The 22779-nt window shown below is 71.1% G+C and carries 25 protein-coding genes; 15 read left to right on the forward strand and 10 right to left on the reverse strand.

Annotated features, from left to right (window positions below; translation table 11 throughout):
- Window positions 1–3: 3 nt before the first annotated feature.
- A complete protein-coding gene (tkt, locus tag ACWD4P_RS13810) occupies window positions 4–2103 on the reverse strand; it encodes a transketolase (protein WP_449779727.1) in 2100 nt (699 codons plus the stop codon).
- Window positions 2104–2563: 460 nt separating this feature from the next.
- On the opposite strand from tkt, the gene ACWD4P_RS13815 reads away from it, so the two are divergent.
- The gene (locus ACWD4P_RS13815) at window positions 2564–3511 is read left to right on the forward strand and encodes a heme o synthase (RefSeq protein WP_359817195.1); all 948 of its coding nucleotides are present in this window, start codon (window positions 2564–2566) and stop codon (window positions 3509–3511) included.
- 50 nt (window positions 3512–3561) lie between these two features.
- On the opposite strand, the gene ACWD4P_RS13820 is transcribed toward ACWD4P_RS13815, so the two are convergent.
- Window positions 3562–4203, reverse strand: a complete 642-nt coding sequence (locus ACWD4P_RS13820) for a DUF2461 domain-containing protein (protein ID WP_449779728.1) — start codon at window positions 4201–4203, stop codon at window positions 3562–3564.
- A gap of 72 nt (window positions 4204–4275) precedes the next feature.
- Between ACWD4P_RS13820 and ACWD4P_RS13825 the strand changes: the two genes are divergently transcribed.
- Window positions 4276–4602 carry a hypothetical protein gene (locus tag ACWD4P_RS13825; RefSeq protein WP_449779729.1) on the forward strand — a complete coding sequence of 109 codons (327 nt, stop codon included), beginning with the start codon at window positions 4276–4278 and terminating at the stop codon, window positions 4600–4602.
- 81 nt (window positions 4603–4683) lie between these two features.
- Here ACWD4P_RS13825 and ACWD4P_RS13830 read toward each other — a convergent pair whose 3' ends face one another.
- Window positions 4684–4860, reverse strand: coding sequence for a hypothetical protein (locus tag ACWD4P_RS13830; protein WP_449779730.1), 177 nt, complete (start codon window positions 4858–4860; stop codon window positions 4684–4686).
- Between the two features lie 155 nt (window positions 4861–5015).
- Here ACWD4P_RS13830 and ACWD4P_RS13835 point away from each other — a divergent pair, with 155 nt between their 5' ends.
- The 3 genes from ACWD4P_RS13835 (at window position 5016) to ACWD4P_RS13845 (ending at window position 6610) form a co-directional block, all read left to right on the forward strand.
- Window positions 5016–5420 carry a hypothetical protein gene (locus ACWD4P_RS13835; RefSeq protein ID WP_449779731.1) on the forward strand — a complete coding sequence of 135 codons (405 nt, stop codon included), beginning with the start codon at window positions 5016–5018 and terminating at the stop codon, window positions 5418–5420.
- Entirely contained in the window at window positions 5417–5929 is a 513-nt protein-coding gene (locus ACWD4P_RS13840; protein WP_359817202.1) for an NUDIX hydrolase, read from the forward strand. The genes ACWD4P_RS13835 and ACWD4P_RS13840 overlap by 4 nt, the downstream gene beginning before the upstream one ends.
- 144 nt (window positions 5930–6073) lie before the next feature.
- Window positions 6074–6610 carry a flavoprotein gene (locus ACWD4P_RS13845; RefSeq protein ID WP_449779732.1) on the forward strand — a complete coding sequence of 179 codons (537 nt, stop codon included), beginning with the start codon at window positions 6074–6076 and terminating at the stop codon, window positions 6608–6610.
- Between the two features lie 207 nt (window positions 6611–6817).
- Here the strand turns inward: ACWD4P_RS13845 and ACWD4P_RS13850 are convergent, their stop codons facing one another.
- Window positions 6818–7792: a COX15/CtaA family protein gene (locus ACWD4P_RS13850; protein ID WP_449779733.1), complete on the reverse strand. Its 975-nt coding sequence runs from the start codon at window positions 7790–7792 to the stop codon at window positions 6818–6820.
- 287 nt (window positions 7793–8079) lie between these two features.
- On the opposite strand from ACWD4P_RS13850, the gene ACWD4P_RS13855 reads away from it, so the two are divergent.
- Together ACWD4P_RS13855 and ACWD4P_RS13860 are read left to right on the forward strand one after the other, a co-directional pair.
- A complete protein-coding gene (locus tag ACWD4P_RS13855; RefSeq protein WP_449779734.1) occupies window positions 8080–9390 on the forward strand; it encodes a choice-of-anchor A family protein in 1311 nt (436 codons plus the stop codon).
- 323 nt (window positions 9391–9713) lie between these two features.
- Window positions 9714–10400 (forward strand): LAETG motif-containing sortase-dependent surface protein, encoded by a 687-nt coding sequence (locus ACWD4P_RS13860; protein ID WP_449779735.1) that lies wholly within the window; start codon window positions 9714–9716, stop codon window positions 10398–10400.
- A gap of 128 nt (window positions 10401–10528) precedes the next feature.
- Here ACWD4P_RS13860 and ACWD4P_RS13865 read toward each other — a convergent pair whose 3' ends face one another.
- Both ACWD4P_RS13865 and ACWD4P_RS13870 read right to left on the reverse strand, forming a co-directional pair.
- Window positions 10529–11299: an ABC transporter permease gene (locus tag ACWD4P_RS13865; RefSeq protein ID WP_359817212.1), complete on the reverse strand. Its 771-nt coding sequence runs from the start codon at window positions 11297–11299 to the stop codon at window positions 10529–10531.
- 64 nt (window positions 11300–11363) lie between these two features.
- Window positions 11364–12290 carry an ABC transporter ATP-binding protein gene (locus tag ACWD4P_RS13870; RefSeq protein ID WP_449779736.1) on the reverse strand — a complete coding sequence of 309 codons (927 nt, stop codon included), beginning with the start codon at window positions 12288–12290 and terminating at the stop codon, window positions 11364–11366.
- 163 nt (window positions 12291–12453) lie between these two features.
- Here ACWD4P_RS13870 and ACWD4P_RS13875 point away from each other — a divergent pair, with 163 nt between their 5' ends.
- The 8 genes from ACWD4P_RS13875 to ACWD4P_RS13910 are packed head-to-tail and all read left to right on the forward strand — an operon-like array spanning window position 12454 to window position 19252.
- The gene (locus ACWD4P_RS13875) at window positions 12454–13296 is read left to right on the forward strand and encodes a helix-turn-helix transcriptional regulator (RefSeq protein WP_449779737.1); all 843 of its coding nucleotides are present in this window, start codon (window positions 12454–12456) and stop codon (window positions 13294–13296) included.
- Between the two features lie 9 nt (window positions 13297–13305).
- Entirely contained in the window at window positions 13306–14721 is a 1416-nt protein-coding gene (gene sufB, locus ACWD4P_RS13880; protein WP_359817218.1) for a Fe-S cluster assembly protein SufB, read from the forward strand.
- 54 nt (window positions 14722–14775) lie between these two features.
- Entirely contained in the window at window positions 14776–16005 is a 1230-nt protein-coding gene (gene sufD / locus ACWD4P_RS13885; RefSeq protein WP_359817220.1) for a Fe-S cluster assembly protein SufD, read from the forward strand.
- Window positions 16006–16010: 5 nt separating this feature from the next.
- A complete protein-coding gene (locus ACWD4P_RS13890) occupies window positions 16011–16328 on the forward strand; it encodes a bifunctional 3-phenylpropionate/cinnamic acid dioxygenase ferredoxin subunit (RefSeq protein ID WP_063349526.1) in 318 nt (105 codons plus the stop codon).
- A gap of 6 nt (window positions 16329–16334) precedes the next feature.
- Complete coding sequence (gene sufC / locus ACWD4P_RS13895; RefSeq protein WP_359817222.1) at window positions 16335–17099, forward strand: Fe-S cluster assembly ATPase SufC; 765 nt, start codon at window positions 16335–16337, stop codon at window positions 17097–17099.
- Window positions 17096–18355, forward strand: a complete 1260-nt coding sequence (locus ACWD4P_RS13900; protein ID WP_449779738.1) for a cysteine desulfurase — start codon at window positions 17096–17098, stop codon at window positions 18353–18355. Before sufC ends, ACWD4P_RS13900 begins: the two co-directional genes overlap by 4 nt.
- Window positions 18356–18375: 20 nt before the next feature.
- Window positions 18376–18828, forward strand: a complete 453-nt coding sequence (sufU, locus tag ACWD4P_RS13905; RefSeq protein ID WP_359817226.1) for a Fe-S cluster assembly sulfur transfer protein SufU — start codon at window positions 18376–18378, stop codon at window positions 18826–18828.
- A 22-nt stretch (window positions 18829–18850) separates the two neighbouring features.
- Window positions 18851–19252: a metal-sulfur cluster assembly factor gene (locus ACWD4P_RS13910; RefSeq protein ID WP_359817228.1), complete on the forward strand. Its 402-nt coding sequence runs from the start codon at window positions 18851–18853 to the stop codon at window positions 19250–19252.
- A gap of 156 nt (window positions 19253–19408) precedes the next feature.
- Here ACWD4P_RS13910 and ACWD4P_RS13915 read toward each other — a convergent pair whose 3' ends face one another.
- The 4 genes from ACWD4P_RS13915 to ACWD4P_RS13930 form a co-directional block, all read right to left on the reverse strand.
- Window positions 19409–19843, reverse strand: coding sequence for an NUDIX domain-containing protein (locus tag ACWD4P_RS13915; protein WP_449779739.1), 435 nt, complete (start codon window positions 19841–19843; stop codon window positions 19409–19411).
- Complete coding sequence (locus ACWD4P_RS13920) at window positions 19840–20757, reverse strand: DegT/DnrJ/EryC1/StrS family aminotransferase (protein ID WP_449779773.1); 918 nt, start codon at window positions 20755–20757, stop codon at window positions 19840–19842. The genes ACWD4P_RS13915 and ACWD4P_RS13920 overlap by 4 nt, the downstream gene beginning before the upstream one ends.
- A gap of 296 nt (window positions 20758–21053) precedes the next feature.
- The gene (locus ACWD4P_RS13925; RefSeq protein WP_449779740.1) at window positions 21054–21527 is read right to left on the reverse strand and encodes a GNAT family N-acetyltransferase; all 474 of its coding nucleotides are present in this window, start codon (window positions 21525–21527) and stop codon (window positions 21054–21056) included.
- Window positions 21528–21604: 77 nt separating this feature from the next.
- Complete coding sequence (locus ACWD4P_RS13930) at window positions 21605–22777, reverse strand: GNAT family N-acetyltransferase (RefSeq protein WP_449779741.1); 1173 nt, start codon at window positions 22775–22777, stop codon at window positions 21605–21607.
- Between the last annotated feature and the right edge of the window lie 2 nt (window positions 22778–22779).

Below are 22779 nucleotides of genomic sequence, written 5' to 3' on the forward strand. Positions count from 1 at the left end.
CCGCTAGCGGTTGACGGCTTCGAGGGAGCGCAGGGCGTTGTGGGCCTCGGCCACCACGCGCTCGGCGGTGATGCCGAACTCCTCGAACAGCACCTTGTAGTCGGCGGAGGCGCCGAAGTGCTCCAGCGACACGATCCGGCCGTGGTCGCCGACCAGCTCGCGCCAGCCCTGGGCGATGCCGGCCTCGACCGAGACGCGGGCCTTGACCGACGGCGGCAGCACGCTGTCGCGGTAGGCCTGGTCCTGCTCCTGGAACCACTCGAAGGACGGCAGCGAGACCACGCGGGTGGGGATGCCCTCGGCCTCCAGCACCTCGCGGGCCTGGACGGCCAGCTGGACCTCGGAACCGGTGCCGAGCAGGATCAGCTGCGGGTCGCCGGTGGAGGCCTCGGCCAGGACGTAGCCGCCCTTCGCGGTGCCCTCGGCGGAGCCGAAGACCTCGCGGTCGAAGGTCGGGACGCCCTGACGGGTCAGGGCCAGGCCGACCGGGCCGGGGTGGCTGGTCTGGCGCTCGACGATGGTGCGCCAGGCGACGGCGGTCTCGTTGGCGTCGGCCGGGCGGACCATGGCCAGGCCCGGGATGGCGCGCAGCGAGGCCAGGTGCTCGACCGGCTGGTGGGTCGGGCCGTCCTCGCCGAGGCCGATCGAGTCGTGCGTCCAGACGTAGGTGACCGGCAGCTTCATCAGCGCGGCCAGGCGGACGGCCGGGCGCATGTAGTCGGCGAAGACCAGGAAGGTGCCGCCGTACACGCGGGTCCTGCCGTGCAGCGCGATGCCGTTCATGGTGGAGCCCATGGCGTGCTCGCGGATGCCGAAGTGGATCGTCCGGCCGTACGGGCCGGCCGACTTCAGCGGGTTGCCCTCGGGGAGGAAGGAGCTGTCCTCGTCGATGGTGGTGAGGTTGGACTCCGCGAGGTCGGCCGAGCCGCCCCACAGCTCCGGGATCACCGCGCCGAGCGCCTTGAGGGTGTCGCCGGAGGCCTTGCGGGTGGCGACGTCCTTGCCGGCCGGGAAGGACGGGACGGCCTTCTTCCAGCCCTCGGGCAGCTCGCCGGCCTCGATGCGGTCGAAGTCGGCCGCGCGCCCCGGGTTGGCGGCGCGCCAGGCGTCGAAGGACTGCTGCCACTGGTCGCGGGCGGCCTTGCCGCGCTTGATGACCTGGCGGGCGTGCTCGATGACCTGGTCGCTGACCTCGAAGGTCTTCTCCGGGTCGAAGCCCAGGACCTTCTTGGTGGCGGCGATCTCGGCGGCGCCGAGCGCGGAGCCGTGGGCCTTGGCGGTGTTCTGGGCGTCCGGGGCCGGCCAGGCGATGATGGTGCGCATCGCGATGATCGACGGGCGGGAGGTCTCGGCCTTGGCCGCGGCCAGCGCCTCGGCGACGGCGGCGACGTCGATGTCGCCGTTGGCCTTCGGGGTCACCCGCTGGACGTGCCAGCCGTACGCCTCGTAGCGCTTGAGGACGTCCTCGGAGAAGGCGGTCTCGGTGTCGCCCTCGATCGAGATGTGGTTGTCGTCGTAGAGGGCGACCAGGTTGCCCAGCTTCTGGTGGCCGGCCAGCGACGAGGCCTCGGCGGAGATGCCCTCCTCCAGGTCGCCGTCGGAGACGATCGCCCAGATGGTGTGGTCGAACGGGGACTCGCCGGCCGGGGCCTCCGGGTCGAACAGGCCGCGCTCGTAGCGGGCGGCCATCGCCATGCCGACCGCGTTGCCGATGCCCTGGCCGAGCGGGCCGGTGGTGGTCTCCACGCCCGCGGTGTGGCCGTGCTCGGGGTGGCCGGGGGTGCGGCTGCCCGCGACGCGGAAGGCCTTGAGGTCGTCCAGCTCCAGGCCGTAGCCCGAGAAGTACAGCTGGGTGTAGAGCGTCAGGCTCGTGTGTCCGGGGGAGAGGACGAAGCGGTCACGGCCGACCCAGGAAGGGTCGGTCGGGTCGTGCCGCAGGAACCGCTGGAAGATCAGGTACGCGGCCGGGGCCAGGGACATGGCCGTCCCCGGGTGCCCGTTCCCGACCTTCTGGACGGCGTCCATGGCCAGGACGCGCGCAGTGTCAACCGTGCGCTCGTCCAGATCGGTCCACTCGAATGCGTTCGTCGGCGCAGTGCTCACCCTGTCTCAGGGCTCCTTCCATTGAAGAGTGACCCCGTGAATGGGGACCGGGTCGGCCACGGCGCTGTGGTCCCGACGCTGGGTGGTGCCGGTCACGGAGGGTAGATCCCGCTTCTCCGTGCGAGCCTACCGTCCGGGCCGCCACTCACCCTCCGTGCTGGGACAACCGGCAATTCCGCATGCAGATTCCCGGGGGAACGGTGCGAATGGATTTGTCCCAGACTCTCCCGGTTCGCCGCCCGCCGCCGCCCCGGTGGTCAGGACGGGCTAAGGGGGCCCGCGGCGGGCGCTCAGGGGTGTCCCCGGGGGGTTCACCCGGGGGTGTGCGTTCCGCCTCGCCGGGGGACCCCGGAGCCGGATGCGATATATGGAACGTCTATGGTGTCGTGGTACGCGCAGAGCGGACGATTCGGGACCCTTCGTTCCTGTGGACGCCTGCGAAGATTCATCTTCAGTTGGGGTGTTAGTGACCGCCGTCGAAACCCGTCCCGCCGGGGTCACCGGGGCGACTCCTGCGCACCGGCCCTTCGGGGCCCGTGTCGGCGCGTTCGTCGCACTGACCAAGCCGCGGATCATCGAGCTGCTGCTGATGAGCACCGTGCCGGTGATGTTCCTGGCCCAGCAGGGCGTGCCGAACCTGTGGCTGGTGCTGAAGGTCGTCGTCGGCGGCTACCTCTCGGCGGGCGGTGCCAACGCCCTCAACATGTACATCGACCGCGACATCGACGCGGTCATGTCGCGCACCGAGCGGCGGCCGATCGTCACCGGGATGGTGTCACCGCGCGAGGCGCTGGTCTTCGGCATCGTGCTCGCGATCGGCTCGACCCTGCTGCTGGGCTACGGGGTCAACTGGCTGTCGGCCTGGCTGGCGCTCGGCGCGCTGCTGTTCTACGTGTTCGTCTACACGCTGGGGCTCAAGCGGCGCACCTCGCAGAACATCGTCTGGGGCGGCATCGCCGGCTGCATGCCGGTGCTGGTCGGCTGGTCCTCGGTGACCAACTCGGTGTCCTGGGCCGCGGTGGTGCTGTTCCTGGTGGTCTTCTTCTGGACGCCGCCGCACACCTGGGTGCTGTCGATGAAGGTCCGCGAGGACTACGAGCGCGCCGGTGTGCCGATGCTGCCGGTGGTCAAGGGCAACGTCGCGGTCGGCAAGCAGGTCGTCGTCTACTCCTGGGTGATGGTGGCGACCTCGCTGGCGCTCTGGCCGCTGGGGCACATGAGCTGGCTGTACCCGGTCGTCGCGGTGCTGCTGGGCGGGGCCTGGCTGCGCGAGGCGCACGCGCTGTACGGGCGGGCCAAGGCCGGCATCGTGGGCGCGAAGCTCAAGGAGATGCGGCTGTTCCACTGGTCGATCACCTACCTGTCGCTGCTGATGGTGGTCTGCGCGATCGACCCGTTCGTGAAGTAGAGGCTTACGAGGAGAGCCCCGGTCCAGGCGGACCGGGGCTCTTCGCGTTCTCAACGGGCGGGGAGTTCGGAGGGGCCGACGTGGCCGTCCAGCCAGTCCCGCAGCGGCTGGGAGGCGTGCAGGAAGCCGGCGATCCGGGTGTGGGCGGCGCGGGTGCCCAGCCACTTCGCGGGCTCCCACTCCTGCCAGGCCACCAGGCCCTTGTGGCGCAGCAGCCCGATCCGGGGGTGGTCCTTGGGGTAGCCGCGCGGGGCCGACTTGAGGGAGTCCCGGCCCACGACCAGCGGGCCCTGCTGCTCCACCCGGGCGATCACCCGCTCCAGCTCCGCGCCGGTGACGTCCTCCGCGACGGCGGCGCGGTAGCGCTCCAGCTGGTCGGGGGCGAGCCGGTAGTAGCCGTTGCCGCAGGCCAGGCCGTCGGCGGAGAGCTGGATGTAGCCGCCGCTCTCCAGATGGGCGCCGATGTGGGTCTTGTACGGGGATTTGTCGGCGCTGAACCGGACGTCGCGGTTGGGCCGGAAGATCTTCCCCGGCCCGAACTCGGGCTCCAGCTCGGCGAGCAGCTCCTCCATCGGGGCCCGCACGGCGTCGTCGTACTGCTCTCTGTGGGCCTGCCAGAAGGCCTTGGAGTTGTCGGCTTCCAGGTGCTCGTAGAAGTCGAGCGCCTCGGCCGGCCAGCCTGTGAACGTCACCCCTCCAGTATGTGGCCCGGTGCACAGGGCGTTCCCGTCGCCAGCGGCGCTACCGGTGGGTAGCATGCGGGCATGAGCAGCGCAGAGACCTCCACCGCCGCGTCGGACGCCCGCACCGAGCGCCGCGCCAAGCGCATCGCCAAGAACCTCACCAGCTTCGCCCGGGAGCACGGGGGCGGCGACGCCGTCGTCGAGTACGTCGGCTCCGTGGCCACCCGCATCGTGGTCGTCGGCGCGGACGGCGCCTGGGGCGACCAGGTGGCCCCCAGCTACGCCGTCGGCAAGCGGGCCGCGGAGCTCGCCGGGCTGACCCTGCACGACGACTTCGAGGGCGAGCTGGGCCTCAAGGTGAAGACCGGCGCGTACGAGTGGAAGCGCATGGCCGGCATCCAGATCTGAGCCCGCACATCGCGAACGGCCCGGTTCCCCCACACGGGGGAACCGGGCCGTTCGCCGTACCGGGGCACCGCCGCACCTCGTCTACGGGCTAGGTGCGCTGGAAGTCGGCGGGGTCGACTTCTGGTGCTTGACGGCCTGGGTGCGGCAGTGGGCGAGGGCGTACCTGATGCGGGTGTCGGGGTTGGGGGTGGTGGTGAGGAGTTCGCCGGCGGTGACGAGGGTGGCCCAGTAGAGCGTGGGGTTGCCGGTGCGGGGCATGGGCCGGGCGTGGCGTCGGGCCCGGCTTGGATCATCACGGGCATCGAGCGTGAGCCGTCACCGACGAGGATGCGGACGAGCCGGTCGGTCGGACGGCCGACACCGACGAGCATGCGGGCCTGGCAGCTGGTCTAGCCGATGACGAGCATCCGTGGTTGAGCCCGTTCGACGACGCCACTCTCGTCAGCGAGTCGGCATTGGCGTTCAGCGACCTCGGCCGCCCCAAGGAGGCTCTTCGGCACGGGATGCAGGTTGTGGTGCTACGGGAGGAAGGCCGCACACGTTCGCTCACCTTCAGCAGGATCACCCTCGTCCGTATCCATGCCGATCGCGGTGACCTGGACGCTGCGATCAGTGTCGGAGCCGAGCTTCTCGACACCAGCCCGACGCTCGGGTCCGTTCGGGTTGTTCGCCAGATGGATGACCTCTGTGAACTCCTTGAGAAGCACCGCGACTACGGCCCGGTCTGTGAATACCTGGCACGATTCGATGAGGCGCGCAGAGCCCGGCAGCTCCTGCTCGCTGACATCATCCCGTTGCCTCGGGGAGGTCCAACATGAGGCCCGCACCTACCGACACCCAAGCCTGGAACGCCTACCTGGCGGAGGGGAACGCCAGGCAAGCCCGGAAGCGCGTCTCGGCGGACGTGATCCTGCGCGACCGGGCTGGTCGCATCCTGACCGTCAACCCGACCTACAAGGAGGGCTGGGACCTCCCCGGCGGGATGGCTGAAGCCAACGAGCCACCGGACGAGGCCGCAGTGCGGGAACTGCGCGAGGAATTGGGCCTGGAGATCAGGATCCATCGCCTGTTGGTCGTGGACTGGGTTGCGCCGCACGGCCCGTGGGACGACCAGATCGCGTTCATCTTCGATGCGGGAACCCTCCCACCCACTCGGGCCGCGGGGGTTCGCCCACACGACGACGAACTGTCCGAGGCCGTCTTCCTCCCCGCATCGGAGGTCGCCGAGCGACTGCGGATCCGCCAGCGGAACCGGCTGAACGCCGCTGTCAGGGCAATCGCAGACGGTGGCACACGGTATCTGCGTGACGGGGTAGAGATGTGGTGACGCCAGGGGCAGTGAACGGGGCAGACCGGCTCCCGTCTGCGTCGCCGGGCGGCGGCGCGCGCTTGGACCATGATCACCCAGCCCCCGCTCCCACAGCTGCGCGTACACGCGGCGGGATGTGTTCCTGCGAACAGGAGTTCAGGTTTGACCGAGCACCATGAACCGTTCCTCTATGTCATCGTCTGCGCCTCGGGAATCGCTGACGGCGTGGGCGAACTGATCACCGCCGCCCACGCCGAGGGATGGAAGGTCGGGGTGATCGCCACTCCCAACGCGCTCGGCTTCCTGGACCAAGAAGCCATCGAGGCCCAGACCGGCTATCCGATCCGCTCGGCCTGGCGCACGCCCGGAAGCTCGCGGCCACTGCCGGAGGCGGATGCCGTCGCGGTCGTCTCCGCGACCTTCAACACCATCAACAAGTGGGCCCTCGGGATCGCCGACACGCTCGCGTTGGGCATCCTCTGCGAGGCGTACGGGCTGGGCATTCCCGTCGTCGTCCAGCCCTACGTCAACTCCGCCCTGGCGGCCCACCCGGCCTATGCGGAGAGCCTGGTCCGACTGCGCTCGATGGGCGTCCTGATCGGCGACTCGGTTCCCCACAGGCCCAAGTCCGGCGGAGCCCGCGACGAGTACAACTGGACCCATGTCCTCGACGCGCTTCGCCCGACCCTCGGCAGCTGAGCGTGGGGCTATACGCGCGTCGGGTCGGCGATCCCGTGGGAGGGCGCGGCTCGGCACGATGTGATGCTGCTCGATCCGGCCCGTCCGGTTGTGTGAGTGTGAGATTCCAGGCTGTGCCGTCGAGCATCCCGGCTCGGGACGGGTGACAGCTGCCGTGACGACACGGCGAAGGCCCCCATCCCGGGGGATGGGGGCCTTCGGCGACGGTCAGACGGTGGCGGTCTCGGGAGTCCGCGGGGCCGGGGTGTCGGCGGTGACTTCCTCGTCCGCGCGGGTGCGCAGGGCGAGGGGGACGCGCAGGGCGGCGATCCAGGTCAGTGCCGCGAGGAGCATGTGGAGGCCGACCATCAGCTCGGGGGCGTCGGTGAAGTACTGGATGAAGCCCAGGACGCCCTGGAGGAGCAGGACGGCAAGCAGTTCCTTGGTGCGGGACCGGGCCGCCTGGGGGGCCTTCACGGCGGCGAGGACGAAGATCACCGCGATGGCCAGGCCGACGGACACGAACGCGAAGTCCGCGTGGAACTGGGCGAGGCGGTCGTAGTCGATCGGGATGCGCGGGACGATCTTGTTGTCCTTGGGCGTGCCGGGGTGGTGGCCGGCGCCGGTCACCAGGGTGCCGGCCGCGACGAGCAGGCCGATCACGGTGACCAGGACGTAGGACAGCTGGTGGACCGGGCGGGGCACCACGAGCTTCGGCGGGCCGTCGCCCTCCTTGGACCGCTCCCACATCAGCAGCGCGACCCAGACCAGGGCCATCGCGGCGATCATGTGCAGCGCCACGGTGTACGGGTTGAGGCCGGTCAGCACGGTGATGCCGCCGAGCACGGCGTTGCTCATCACCAGCCAGAACTGCGCCCAGCCGAGCTTGGTCATGCCGTGCCGCCACGGCCGGTGGCAGCGGGCGGCCAGGATGGCCCAGCCGACGGCGGCGCTCAGCACGTAGGTGAGCATCCGGTTGGTGAACTCGACGACGCCGTGGAAGCCCATCTCGGCGGTGGGCACCAGGCTCTCGTCGGTGCAGCGGGGCCAGGTCGTACAGCCGAGGCCGGAGGCGGTGAGGCGGACGGCGCCGCCGGTGACGACGATCACCACGCTCATCACCAGCGCGGCGAACGTGGCGCGCCGGACCATCTCGGCGGATGGCTGCCAGCGCTCGGCGAGCAGGGAGAAGGGGTTAGGCACGGGGTCAATCGTAGGCGGCCTTACAGGCGATCTTGGGGCGGGGCGCGGGCGGGGCGCGGGCGGTGCGGCGGGCGGTGGGGCGGGACGGCGCGGGTGGTTCGGCCGAGTGGGGCGGAGCCGGTGGTCGGCGACACGCGGAGGGGCGACACGCGGACAAACCGGGGTGGTTCGGTCAAGGAGTGAATTGGTCTTGACCATTCACCCGTTTGGCCGAAAGAGTGCGGGTTGGTCCATACCTTTTCCGGGCCGCTCCCCCCACCCTTCCCGCACGCAAGCGGAGCCTGCACATGCGCATACCCATTTCCGCCGCCGCGCTCGCCGTCGGTGGCTCACTCGCACTGGCCGGGCTCGTCGCGCCGGCCGCCCAGGCCGTCGGCACCGACCAGGAGTGCCGCGGCCTCGGGGTCGCCAACCTCTACGGCGAGTTCATCGAGGGCGACGACACCCACACCCCGGACGCCGAGGGCGCGGTCGCGGTCGGCGGCAACGCCGACTTCACCGGCGGCTTCTCGGTCGGCCAGGAGCTCACCGCCGCCGAGGTCGACGCGCTGCCCGGCAAGAACGCCCTGGTGGTGGCCGGCAAGATCACCGGCCACAACACCCAGGTGATGAAGGGCAACGGCGTCTTCGGTGCCAAGGCCGACGGCGCCGTGGTCCAGGCCCACCAGGGCGCCGTCGCCCAGGGCTCCTCGCCGATCGACTTCAAGGCCGAGTTCGCCAAGCTGCGCGCCGCCGCCACCTCGCTGGCCGCCGTGCCGCAGACCGCCGGCGCCACCGTCCAGGCCGAGGGCGCCAAGCTGACGCTCACCGGCGGGGACGCGAAGTACAACAGCTTCACCGTCGACGCGGCGAAGCTGCAGGGCGCCAAGGACGTCTTCCTCAAGGTGCCGGCCGGCTCGGTGACGGTGGTCAACGTGACCGGCGGCTCGTACGACATGGCGGCGGCCGGGACCACCGGCTTCCACCTGTGGGACGAGGGCAAGAAGGCCTTCGTGCTGGACGACAAGCTGCAGAGCGCCGCGGGCGGGGCGATCCGGTCCAAGCTGCTCTGGAACTTCCCGACCGCCATCAAGGTGGTCAAGAACAGCCAGGCCGCGTGGGCCGGTACCGTGCTCGCCCCGAACGCCGCCTTCGACCTCGGCAGCGGCGGCCCGGTCAACGGCTCGGTGATCGCCGCCTCGCTGACCGGCAAGGGCGGCGCGGAGACGCACCACTACCCCTTCACCGGCTGCCTGCCCGGCACCGTCCCGACGCCGTCCGGCACGCCGACCCTCCCGCCGACCGGCCCGAGCGGCTCCCCGTCGGCCACGCCGAGCGCGTCGACCTCCCCGAGCGGCTCGGCGAGCCCGTCGGGCAGCCCGTCCGCCCCGACCAGCGGCAAGCCCAGCGCGAGCGGTTCGGCCAGTCCGTCGACCGGTGGCGCGACGGCCGCTCCGGCGGCCTCGGGCAGCCCGTCCGCCCAGCCGGACGCCGGCGGCAACCTGGCGCACACCGGCTCCGGCCCGGTGCTGCCGCTGGCCATCGGCGGCGCGGTGGTGATCGCGGCCGGCGGTGCGATCGTGGTGGCGGCCCGGCGCAAGGCGGCCCGGAAGGCCTGAGCCGTCGGGGCCGGAACGGCCCGGAGATTCGTCGGCTGACCGAATCGGAGCCCTCGGTGATTGAACCTGATCACCGGGGGCTCCGTTCTGTCTTGAAGATGACGTAGCCCATTCAGGTTTGCCGAATCCGCATTCTGCGAGGTCGCGGCTGTGATGGGCTGGTCATGCACATCAGAAGACGGACGGAAAGTCGATATCCGGTCGTACGGCGGGGTGTGGCGGGGTGCGGGAGTGCCGGTAGAGTCCCCCGGACAGTCGTAGCGGGCCACCGCGAACCACTCAACACGCCTGCTGCACAAGACCGTTCGGAGGGGAACATAGTAATGGCACGACAGCAGCGGCACTTCGCGATCGGCGCGACGGCGCTCGCCGGCACGGCTGCGGCCGGTTTTCTCCTGCCCCTGGCGCTGGCCACCAACGCCTCGGCGCACGTGCCGAGTTGGACGGTGACCTGCGACAAGATCGTGGTCGATCTGATCAACTACAGCCCCAAGGCCGACGTGAAGAACACCGTCAGCCTCACCATCGACGGCGAGAAGGTCCTGGACGCCAAGGCCTTCCCCGCGGAGTTCCACGGCTCCTTCCCGGTGAAGGACCACAACGCCCCGATCAAGGCGAACCTGGTGGTCACCACCACGGAGAACCCGAACGAGAAGGGCTGGAACATCAACGAGACCAAGACCATCGAGCCGTGCCACACGCCGACTCCGACCCCCACGCCCACCCCCACTCCCACCAAGACGCCGACCCCGACGCCGACGCCGACCCCGACGCCGACCGTGAGCACCCCGCCGCCGGCCACCACGCCCCCGGCCAGCCCGAGCCCGTCGGTCACCCACACCCCGACCAAGACCCCGACCCCGGCGCCCGCCACCAGCGCTCCGGCGCTCGCCCAGACCGGTAGCAGCGACGCGACGCCGATGATCGCGGCGGCCGGCGGCGGCGTGCTGCTGGTCGGCGGCGCGCTCGTGCTGCTCGCCCGCAAGCGCCGCGGCGGCAGCGAGAGCTGACGCCCGCAGGCGGAGAACGACGACGCCCCCCGGCCTGTCCAGGCCGGGGGGCGTCGTGCGTCGGGGGTGTCGCGCGTGGTCGCGGATCGCTCCCGGCGGATCACTTCCCGCGGGTCACCCGCAGCGGCTCACTCCCAGCGGAAGAAGCGGGCGGCGGCGGCCAGGGCCACCACGGCCCAGCCGGCCAGGATGCCGAGGTCCGACCACGGCACCCCGGCGCCGGACTGGAGCACCGACCGCAGGCCGTCCGAGAGCGCGGAGATCGGCAGCAGCTCCAGCACCGACCGCACGGCGTCGGGGAACCTGCTCAGCGGCACGATCACCCCGCCGGCGAGCAGCAGCAGGACGAACACCAGGTTGGCGCCGGCCAGGGTGGCCTCGGCCTTCAGGGTGCCGGCCATCAGCAGGCCGAGCCCGGAGAAGGCGGCGGTGCCGAGGACCAGCAGCGCGGCGACCGTCAGCGGGTTGCCGTGCGGGGACCAGCCGAGGGCCAGCGCGATCACCGACAGCAGTGCGACCTGCAGCGCCTCCGTCACCAGGACGCAGCCGGTCTTGGCGGTCAGCAGCGCCCAGCGCGGCAGCGGGCTGGCGCCGAGCCGCTTCAGCACGCCGTAGCGGCGCTCGAAGCCGGTGGCGATGGCCTGGCCGGTGAAGGCGGTGGACATCACGGCCAGCGCGAGTAGGCCGGGGGCCAGGAAGTCGACCCGCTTGCCGGGGCCCTCGACCGCGACGATGTCCACGGCGGAGAACAGCACCAGCAGCACGGTCGGGATGACCACGGTGAGCAGCAGCTGCTCACCGTTGCGCAGCAGCATCCGGGTCTCGAACGCGGTCTGCGCGAGCAGCATCCGGCCGACCGGCGCCGCGCCGGGCCTGGGGGAGTAGTCCGTGGTGCTCATGCGTCGACCCCGCTCCGCTCGGTGGGCGCCGCGCTCGACGCGCACCGCTCGATGGTTCGCTCGGTCACGGTCGGAGCTCCCGTCCGGTCAGGTCGAGGAAGACGTCCTCCAGGCTGCGGCGCTGGACGGACAGCCGTTCGGGCAGGATGCCGGAGGCCGCGCACCAGCCGGTGACCGTGGCCACCAGCTTCGGGTCGACGGGGGCCTCGACGCGGTAGCGGCCGGGGGAGGCCTCGACGGCGGTGGCACCCTCGGGCAGCTCCTTGAGCAGCGGGCCGAGGTCGAGGCCGGGCGGGCCGTCGAAGTGCAGCGCGCTCTCGGCTCCGCCGCGGCACAGCTCCTCGGTGGTGCCGTCGGCGATGACCTTGCCGCGGTCGACGACGGCGACCCGGTCGGCGAGCTGCTCGGCCTCGTCCATGTGGTGGGTGGTGACGACCACGGTGGCGCCGTCGCGGCGCAGGTCGCGCACCAGCTCCCAGGTGGCGCGGCGGGCCTGCGGGTCGAGGCCGGCGGTGGGCTCGTCCAGGAAGACCAGTTCGGGGCGGCCGACGACGGCCATCGCCAGGGCGAGCCGCTGCTGCTGGCCGCCGGAGAGCCGGCGGTAGGTGGTGCGGCCGCAGGAGCCGAGGCCGAGGCGTTCGACCAGGGCGTCGACGTCCAGCGGGTGGGCGTGCAGCTTGGCGGTGTGCCGCAGCATCTCGACGGCGCGCGCGCCCGCGTACACGCCGCCGGACTGCAGCATCACGCCGATCCGGGGTCGCAGTGCGGCGCTCTGGGTGGCCGGGTCGAGGCCGAGGACGCGGACGGTGCCGGCGTCGGGGCGGCGGTAGCCCTCGCAGGTCTCGATGGTGGTGGTCTTGCCGGCGCCGTTGGGGCCGAGGACGGCGGTGATCGCGCCGGCCGGGATGGTGAGGTCGAGGCCGTCCACCGCGAGCTTGTCGTCGTAGCGTTTGACCAGCCCGGCGATCTGGACCGCGGGTTCGGAGTGCATACCGGCGAGTGTAAGAGTGCCTGACGCGCGGGCCGTCCGGCGGGCCGATGATCGTTTTCCCAGGTCAGGTAAGGCTTACCTGCGTGACAGATGACACCGGTGAGGCCTGGGTCACGGCTTGTCCCGGCGGAAGGAATTACGCAACACTGGTGTTGTGAAAAACATGCGCGAGCACGCCCAGCAGCAGGAGGCCGAGTCGGCCTCCTCCTGCGACGTGCCCGTGACGGCGGCCGAGGTGCTGCTGGAGGGCCACCGGGCCACCCGGGACCGGGTCGCGCGGTCGATCCTGGACCACGGTCCGTCCTCCGCCGCCGACCTCGCCAACCGGCTCGGCCTCACCGCCGCGGCCGTCCGCCGCCACCTCGACGGGCTGGCCGCCACCGGCCTCGTGGAGTCCCGCGAACAGCGGGTCTACGGCAGCCGGGGCCGGGGCCGTCCGGCCAAGGTCTTCGCCCTCACCGACGCCGGCCGGGACGCCTTCTACCAGGCCTACGACCAGCTCGCCGCCGACGCGCTGCGCTGGATCGCGGAGTCGGTGGGCGGCGGCAAGGCGGGCGAGGAGGCGGTCGCCGCCTTCGCCCGCGCCCGGTTCGGCAAGCAGGCCGAGAAGTACCTGGAGGCCCTGCGCCTGGCCGCCGCCGGAGAGCGCACCGAGGCGCTCGCCCAGGCGCTGAGCGCGGACGGGTACGCTGCGACGGTGCGGCGTGTCCCGTCGGCCGCGGCCAAGGCCCCGGCGGGCGCCCAGCTCTGCCAGCACCACTGCCCGGTCGCGCACATCGCCGAGCAGTTCCCGCAGCTCTGCGAGGCGGAGACCGAGGTCTTCTCCCAGCTCCTGGGCACCCATGTGCAACGGCTGGCCACGATCGCCCACGGCGACGGGGTCTGCACCACCTATGTGCCGGCATCCGGTGCCGCATCGTCGTCCGCCCGGGTGCCCTCGGGCCGCGGCTCCGATGCGCTGCCGACTGCCGGTACGTCCACCGAAGATTCTGCGTCCGCGCGTTAGGAAGCTCGCATGACTGACACCGTTTCGCACCCGGAGCTCGAGGGCCTGGGCACTTACGAGTACGGCTGGGCCGACCCGGACACCGCCGGTGCCGCGGCCAAGCGCGGGCTCAGCGAGGAGGTCGTCCGCGACATCTCCGCGAAGAAGAACGAGTCCGAGTGGATGCTCAACCTGCGTCTCAAGGGCCTGAAGCTGTTCGGCAAGAAGCCCATGCCGACCTGGGGCTCCGACCTCACCGGCATCGACTTCGACAACATCAAGTACTTCGTCCGCTCCACCGAGAAGCAGGCCGAGTCCTGGGAGGACCTGCCGGCGGACATCAAGGCGACCTACGACAAGCTCGGCATCCCGGAGGCGGAGAAGCAGCGCCTGGTCGCCGGCGTCGCCGCCCAGTACGAGTCCGAGGTCGTCTACCACCAGATCCGCGAGGACCTGGAGGAGCAGGGCGTCATCTTCCTGGACACCGACACCGCGCTGCGCGAGCACCCGGAGCTGTTCAAGGAGTACTTCGGCACGGTGATCCCGGCCGGCGACAACAAGTTCGCCGCGCTGAACACCGCGGTGTGGTCCGGCGGCTCGTTCATCTACGTGCCGAAGGGCGTGCACGTGGACATCCCGCTGCAGGCCTACTTCCGGATCAACACCGAGAACATGGGCCAGTTCGAGCGGACGCTGATCATCGTCGACGAGGACGCCTACGTCCACTACGTCGAGGGCTGCACCGCCCCGATCTACTCCTCCGACTCGCTGCACTCGGCGGTCGTGGAGATCATCGTCAAGAAGGGCGGCCGCTGCCGCTACACGACGATCCAGAACTGGTCGAACAACGTCTACAACCTGGTCACCAAGCGCGCCGTGGCGTACGAGGGCGCGACCATGGAGTGGGTCGACGGCAACATCGGCTCCAAGGTCACCATGAAGTACCCGGCCGTGTACCTGATGGGCGAGCACGCCAAGGGCGAGACCCTGTCGATCGCCTTCGCGGGCGAGGGCCAGCACCAGGACGCCGGCGCCAAGATGGTGCACATGGCGCCGAACACCTCCTCCAACATCGTCTCCAAGTCGGTGGCGCGCGGCGGCGGCCGGACCTCCTACCGCGGTCTGATCGAGATCGGCGAGGGCTCCAAGGGCGCCAAGTCCAACGTGCTGTGCGACGCGCTGCTGGTCGACACCGTCTCCCGCTCGGACACCTACCCGTACGTGGACGTCCGCGAGGACGACGTGTCCATGGGCCACGAGGCGACGGTCTCCAAGGTCAGCGAGGACCAGCTCTTCTACCTGATGAGCCGCGGCCTGACCGAGTTCGAGGCGATGGCGATGATCGTCCGCGGCTTCGTCGAGCCGATCGCGCGTGAGCTGCCGATGGAGTACGCGCTGGAACTCAACCGGCTGATCGAGCTGCAGATGGAGGGCTCGGTCGGCTGACCCCCGGCCGCCGCCGTCCACTCATTTCCGAGGAAGAGAGCACTACGAACAGCCATGGCTGAGCAGAACACCACCGGCTCCACCACCGCCGGGTCGATCGAGGTCGGCACCGCCGGCGCGGGCGCGCAGCTCGCCGGCCCCGGCACCGGCCGGACCACCGTCCAGCAGCCGATCGACGCGCGCGTCGCGGTCAAGCCGTCCTTCGACGTGAACGACTTCCCGGTGCCCACCGGCCGCGAGGAGGACTGGCGGTTCACCCCGCTGCACCGCCTCGCCGGCCTGCACGACGGCACCGCCGCGGCTGCCGAGCGCGGCGAGGACAAGGTCGAGTTCACGCTGCCGGACGGCGTCACCGCCGAGACCGTCGGCCGGGACGACGCCCGCCTGGGCAAGGCCGGCACGCCGGTCGACCGGGTCGCCGCGCAGGCGTTCAGCGCCTTCGAGCAGGCCCTGGTGGTCACCGTCCCGAAGGAAGCGGTGCTCACCGAGCCGGTCAAGATCGACGTGCGCGGCGAGGGCGGGGTCCGCTTCGCCCACGTGGTGATCGACGTCAAGCCGTTCGCCGAGGCCGTCGTGGTGCTCAACCACGCGGGCACCGGCACCCGGGCCGCCAACGTCGAGCTGCTGGTCGGCGAGGGCGCCAAGCTCACCTTCGTCTCCGTGCAGGACTGGGAGCGCGACGCCGTCCACGTCGCCCAGCACAACGCGCTGGTCGGCCGCGACGCCTCCTACAAGTCCGTGGTCGTCACCTTCGGCGGCGACCTGGTCCGCCTGCACCCGCGCGTCAACTACGCGGGCCCCGGCGGCGAGGCCGAGCTGTTCGGCCTCTACTTCGCCGACGCCGGCCAGCACCTGGAGCACCGCCTGGTCGTCGACCACGACACGCCGCACTGCCGGTCGAACGTGGCGTACAAGGGCGCGCTCCAGGGCCAGGACGCCCACGCGGTCTGGGTCGGCGACGTGCTGATCCGCGCCGCCGCGCTCGGCACCGACACCTACGAGCTCAACCGCAACCTGGTGCTCACCGACGGCGCCCGGGTCGACTCGATCCCGAACCTGGAGATCGAGACCGGCGAGATCGTCGGCGCCGGCCACGCCTCCGCGACCGGCCGCTTCGACGACGAGCAGCTGTTCTACCTGATGGCCCGCGGCATCCCGGCCGACGAGGCCCGCCGCCTGGTGGTGCGCGGCTTCTTCGCCGAACTGCTCCAGCAGATCGGCGTGGCCGAGGTCCAGGACCAGCTCATGGAGAAGATCGACGCCGAGCTGGAAGCGGCGGTCTGAGCCCGATGACCTTCCTCCGTGCCTGCGCGCTGAGCGACCTCCAGGAGGACGTTCCCAAGCGCGTGGACCTCAACGGCGTGCCGGTCTCCGTCGTCCGCACCGACGAGGGGGTGTTCGCGATCAACGACACCTGCTCGCACGCGAACGTCTCGCTCTCCGAGGGCGAGGTCGAGGACTGCATGATCGAGTGCTGGCTGCACGGCTCCAGCTTCGACCTGCGCACCGGCAAGCCCTCCGGCCTGCCCGCCACCAAGCCGGTCGCTGTCTACCCCGTAAAGATCGAAGGGGACGATGTGCTCGTCTCCGTCAACCAGGAGTCCTGAGTACACATGGCAACCCTTGAAATCCGCGACCTGCACGTCTCCGTGGACGCCGAGAACGGCCCGCGCGAGATCCTGAAGGGCGTGGACCTGACCGTCAAGCAGGGCGAGACCCACGCCATCATGGGCCCGAACGGCTCCGGCAAGTCCACCCTGGCCTACTCGCTGGCCGGTCACCCCAAGTACACCGTCACCGGCGGCTCGGTGCTGCTGGACGGCGAGGACGTCCTGGAGATGTCCGTCGACGAGCGCGCCAAGGCCGGCGTCTTCCTGGCCATGCAGTACCCGGTCGAGGTCCCCGGCGTCTCGGTCTCCAACTTCCTGCGCACCGCCGCCACCGCCGTCCGCGGCGAGGCCCCCAAGCTGCGGCTGTGGGTGAAGGAGGTCAAGGAGGCGATGGCCGCCCTCCAGATGGACCCGGCCTTCGCCGAGCGCAACGTCAACGAGGGCTTCTCCGGCGGCGAGAAGAAGCGCCACGAGATCCTCCAGCTGGAGCTGCTCAAGCCGAAGATCGCGATCCTCGACGAGACCGACTCCGGCCTGGACGTCGACGCGCTGCGGATCGTCTCCGAGGGCATCAACCGGGTCCGCTCGACCGGCGAGGTCGGCACCCTGCTGGTGACCCACTACACCCGCATCCTGCGGTACATCAAGCCCGACCACGTCCACGTCTTCGCGGGCGGCCGCATCGTCGAGTCCGGCGGCGCCGAGCTGGCCGACAAGCTGGAGAACGAGGGCTACGAGGCGTATGTGAAGGGGGGCGCGTCCGCGTGACGCATCCGTTCGCGGGACTGCTCGACACCGACGCGATCCGCAAGGACTTCCCGATCCTCCAGCGGGTGCTGCACGACGAGAAGCCGCTGGTCTACCTGGACAACGCGGCCACCTCGCAGAAGCCGCGCCAGGTACTGGAAGCCCTGAACGCCTACTACGAGCGGCACAACGCCAACGTCCACCGCGGCGTGCACGTGCTCGCCGAGGAGGCCACGGCGCTGTACGAGGGCGCCCGGGACAAGGTCGCGGCGTTCGTCAACGCCCCGAGCCGCAACGAGGTGATCTTCACCAAGAACGCCTCGGAGTCGCTCAACCTCGTCGCCAACATGCTCGGTTGGGCCGACGAGCCGTACCGGGTGGACGCCGACTCCGAGATCGTCATCACGGAGATGGAGCACCACTCCAACATCGTCCCGTGGCAGCTGCTCTCGCAGCGCACCGGTGCGAAGCTCAAGTGGTTCGGGCTGACCGACGAAGGCCGGCTCGACCTGTCGAACATCGACGAGCTGATCACCGAGAAGACCAAGGTGGTCTCCTTCACCCTGGTCTCCAACCTGCTGGGCACGGTCAACCCGGTCGAGACGATCGTCCGCAAGGCCCAGTCGGTCGGCGCGCTGGTCGTCATCGACGCCTCGCAGGCCGCACCGCACATGGTGCTGGACGTACAGGCGCTGGAAGCCGACTTCGTCGCCTTCACCGGCCACAAGATGCTGGCCCCGACCGGCATCGGCGTGCTCTGGGGCCGGCACGAGCTGCTGGAGGACCTCCCGCCGTTCCTCGGCGGCGGCGAGATGATCGAGACCGTCACCATGGGCTCGTCCACCTACGCCCCGGCGCCGCACAAGTTCGAGGCCGGCACCCCGCCGATCGCCCAGGCGGTCGGACTCGGCGCGGCCATCGACTACCTCCAGGACATCGGCATGGAGAGGATCGCGGCGCACGAGCACGCGATCACCGAGTACGCCGTCGAGCGGCTGCTCGAGGTCCCGGACCTGCGGATCATCGGCCCGCGCACGGCCGTCGACCGCGGCGCCGCGATCTCCTTCACCCTCGGCGACATCCACCCGCACGACGTGGGCCAGGTGCTCGACGAGCAGGGCATCGCCGTGCGCGTCGGCCACCACTGCGCGCGGCCGGTCTGCCTGCGGTACGGAATTCCGGCGACCACGCGGGCGTCGTTCTACCTGTACTCGACGCCGGGCGAGGTCGACGCGCTGATCGACGGCCTGCACCACGTCCGGAACTTCTTCGGCTGACGGGACGGGGCAGGACGACCATGAAGCTCGACTCGATGTACCAGGACATCATCCTGGACCACTACCGCAACCCCCACGGCAAGGGTCTGCGGGACGGCGACGCCGAGGTGCACCACGTCAACCCGACGTGCGGCGACGAGATCACCCTGCGGGTGAAGCTCGACGGCGCCACCGTCACCGACGTCTCGTACGAGTCGCAGGGCTGCTCGATCAGCCAGGCGAGCGCCTCGGTGCTCAACGACCTGGTGGTCGGCAAGACCGTGGGCGAGGCGCAGGCGGTCCAGGAGGCGTTCCTGGAACTGATGCAGAGCAAGGGGCAGGGCGAGGGCGACGAGGAGGTGCTGGAGGACGCGGTCGCGTTCGCCGGCGTCTCCAAGTACCCGGCCCGGGTCAAGTGCGCCCTGCTCAGCTGGATGGCCTGGAAGGACGCCACCGCCCAGGCGCTCGCCCAGAACCCCGCCACGAACGACTGACCCCGCAGAGGAGGACAAGACCATGAGCGACGAAAGCACCACCACCACCACCGGCGCCGAGGCCCCCGCTGCGGAGCAGCAGACCGGCACCGTCATCGTCGGCACCACCGCCGGCACGGTCTCCGTCGAGGACCTGACCGAAGCCCTGATGGACGTCGTCGACCCCGAACTGGGCATCGACGTCGTCAACCTGGGCCTGATCTACGGCATCCACATCGACGAGTCCGACGTGGCCACCATCGACATGACGCTCACCTCGGCGGCCTGCCCGCTGACCGACGTCATCGAGGACCAGGCCAAGACCGCCACCGACGGCCTGGTCCAGGACCTGCGCATCAACTGGGTCTGGATGCCGCCGTGGGGCCCCGACAAGATCACCGACGACGGCCGCGACCAGCTGCGGGCGCTGGGCTTCAACGTCTGAGATCGCCTTCGGCTCAAGCTGCTGCCGCGCGACACCCTTGGGGTCGCGCGGCAGCGGTGTGCCGGGGGGCCTTCGCCTGGAGCGGGCCTGGCCGTGTGCCGCCCGGCCCGGCGGCACACGGTGCGTCCAACAGCGTCCGGCCGGCTCGCACCGGCCTCAGCGGGCGATCAGCTTGCGGACCTCGTCGCTGACCTCGGGCAGCTCACCCGGGAGTGCCCACTGGTGCGCGTCGTGTTCGGCGAGGACGACCGGCCCGGTCCGCTCCACGGTGACGGCGAAGTTGAACTGGCGGGTGGTGCCGCCGCGGCTGTTCCGGTAGTCGAAGTGGCCGACGTAGCCGGTGATCCGGTCGATGGCCAGGCCGGTCTCCTCGGCGGTCTCCCTGTGCAGGGCGGCCAGGATGCTCTCCCCGGTCTCGACCGTTCCGGAGGGGATCTCCCACAGTCCGCCCAGGTAGTCGTCGGGGTTGCGACGTACGAGCAGGACCCGGCCCTCGTGCTTGATCACGGCGGCCGCGACGAAGCCGGTGACGCCGGCGGCTTCGGCGCCGGCCGCCAGGTCGGCCACGAACTCGGGAGAGACGACAGTCACAGCAGCTCCTTGTGGTGGTCGCTGACCTTGACGGCCGCGCGGACGTACTGCTCGGCCAGTTCGAGATCCTGTTCACGATGCCAGACCGGGAGCTTGATCGTGTGGCCGTGGGCGTGCTCGGCGACGGGGAAGTCACCTGGCTTGTACCGGCGGTGGGAGCGCGAGTGGCCGGCGAACAGCGTGCCGGGCTGCTGGTACAGCGGCAGTCGGTTCAACGGACAGGTGGAGCCGGGCCGGTCGAACTCGGTGGCGCCCTCGGCGATCACAGCCTGGTGGAACCGCTCGATCGGCAGGCCGCCGAGCTGGTCCGGCTTGTAAGTGAGCGTCAACCCGTACCAGGACGGGATCACCCCGTCGGGCATCACGGTGACCTCCAGACCGGGTGTCGGGGCGAGTCGGCCGGTGAGGTAGCGGGCGATCTCGGCCCGGCCGGCGAGGTAGCCGTTGAGACGGGCGAGCTGGTCGTGGGCGATGGCGGCGGCGAGAGGATGGATGCGGAGCTTGAGGCCGGCCCCGGTGACCGCGTACCGCGCGAACGGATGGCCTTCCGGGATCTCGGTCCTGGCCCGCTTGTTGTAGTGCGCGAAGGCGATGACCCGGTGGTAGATGTCGTCGTCGTCCGTGAGGACGAAGCCGCCTTCGCCGCCGGACAGGGGTTTGGGGCCGTGATCTCCAGCCCGTACGGCTCGATGGCGATGCCGGCCTCGGATGCCCAGCCGGTCAGCGTGGCCATCAGGTGCCCGTTCGCGCAGCCGATGTCGAGAAAGCTCCCGCCGGCAGGGAGAAGAGCTTCGAGGAGGAGCCCGCGGGCGTGGCGCCAGCGGGCCTCGTCGCCGCTGTACCCGGACTGGGCACGGGGGTTGTCGGTCTTGAGGTACTCGCGCTCGGTGACGGCGAGCGTCGCGGCGTACCAGTCCTCGGCGGTGATCTCGCCGTTCTCGTACGCCAGGTCGATCGGGGCGAAGTCACGCCACCCGCGGTTCTCGCGGCGGCGATCTCTCCGGCTTCGGGCGCAGGATCCCCAGGGTGGGCCTGTTGGGACGGAGCGGTCATGACGCGGTCCTCTCGGCGTCGCGGTCGGGCCGGGCACGCTACGCGGGATCGGTGCGCGGCTCGCCGTGCCGCGCACACCGATACCCGATGAGGTGAACCGGTCCGGCCTGTCAGCGAGTTGGCGACGGGCCGGCTCCGGTGTGTGCCCGCAGAGCCGTCACGGCCTCGTCGGCTGGTCCGGGAACCTGGTCATCCGCAGGAGCGCCGGGTCGCTGTCGAACCCGACGGCTCGGTACAGCGGCGCGGAGCCGTCGCTGGCGTACAGCTCGAACAGCGTGCAGCCCTGCTCGGAGAGGTGGTCGACGACGGCCTGGACCGTCGCCTTGGCGTACCCGCGGTGCCGGAAGTCCGGGACGGTCGCCACCGCGTGGATGCGGGCGGCGAGGCCCTTCGGGTAGCGCGGGGCCGGCAGCACCCGGTGGATGAAGGCGAGCGCGCAGGACGCGAGGCCCCCGGTGGGCGCGTCGACCACGTAGGCCACCGCGTCGTCCTCGTCGGCCAGACGCTCGGCCAGCTGGTCCGTGCAGATCCGCAGCCACTCGGCGTCCATAGGGGCCGAGAGGATCAGCTCGGAACGCAGGCGCGCGAGTTCGGCGGCATCGTCGGGGGTGGCTCGGCGCACAGGAAGCACCGGGTCTCCTTCGTCTCGGTGGTGGTGTCGGTGGGGTGGATTCCCGCCGGCCGCCCGGAGCTACCGGGCGGCCGGGGTCAGAAGTGGTCGGGAAGCCACGGCTCCTGGTCGAGGGCGGCCCGCACGAGGGCGGTCAGCGCCTGGTCGGAGCGGGAGCGCACGCCGGACAGGGCGGCCGCGGCCGGGCTGCGGTAGCCGCCCGCGTACCAGACGGCGAACTGGCCCCGGGTGAACGCCACGGCGCCCTCGGTGCGCACGGGGGCGAGGTCGGCCGACCCGGCGCAGATCCGCAGCAGGTAGCGGTGGCTGGAGCCGGGCCGCTCGTCGCCGATCTCCACCGGGACCTCCAGGTCGAGGTCGGCCGGCCACCCGCGCATCCGGACCGCGGCCTGGAGGTCGAGGATGCGCAGCATCCACGGGTGCCAGGCGTCGGCGCTCACCCGGTGGCGGTGCAGGTTGTGCAGCAGCAGCGGGTAGGGCGGCAGCGCGCCGCGCCGGAACTGCACGGTCTCGGCCCGGCTGTTGTGCCGGCCGAGGAAGGCCAGCATCGCGGCCGCGCAGTCCGCGTCGGAGGACCAGAAGTCGTGGACCACCAGGTCCATCCCGTGCCGGTCGCTGCGCTTGGTCGTCAGCGACACCCACCCGGCCACCGGTTCGCCGGAGCGGGAGAAGCGGTAGGTGGTCAGCGCGTTCTTCGCGGTCGTCCACGTCGACCACCAGTCGGGGCGCTGGACGGGCCCGTTCCACTGCCGGGCGAGCTCCTGCTGCAGGTCCAGGGCGTCCTTGGTGAGGCCGTGCTCGATGTCGAAGTCCCCGGCCGCGAAGGACCGTTTCAGGTCGTCGGAGCTGACCGCCCAGCCGAACACCGGCACCGGGGCCTCCCAGCCCATGCGGCGCGCGTAGCCGTTGGAGATGGTGGAGATGGTGGAGACCACCGCGCCGCGCTCGCGCAGGGCCCGCAGCCGCTCGTGGACCATGCGGGCCGCGAGGTGGGCGCCGCGTTCCTCCGGGGCCACGCTCCCCGCGGCCAGGCACGCCGTGGGCACCGCGGTGCCGCCGAAGAACTGGGAGGTGAGGATGCCGAGCCCCCCGGCGACGACCCGGCCGGCGCGCACGGCCACGCGCACGTCCGCGTGGCCGCGCAGGTGGCTGATGTCGCCGACCGGGTGGCCGAAAGAGCGGGCGGCCAGCTCGTCGTACTCCTGGGCGAGGCCGTCGTCGGCCCGCACGAAGGTGATGCCGTCCTCCATGA

This window comes from Kitasatospora sp. NPDC002543 (genome assembly GCF_053594915.1).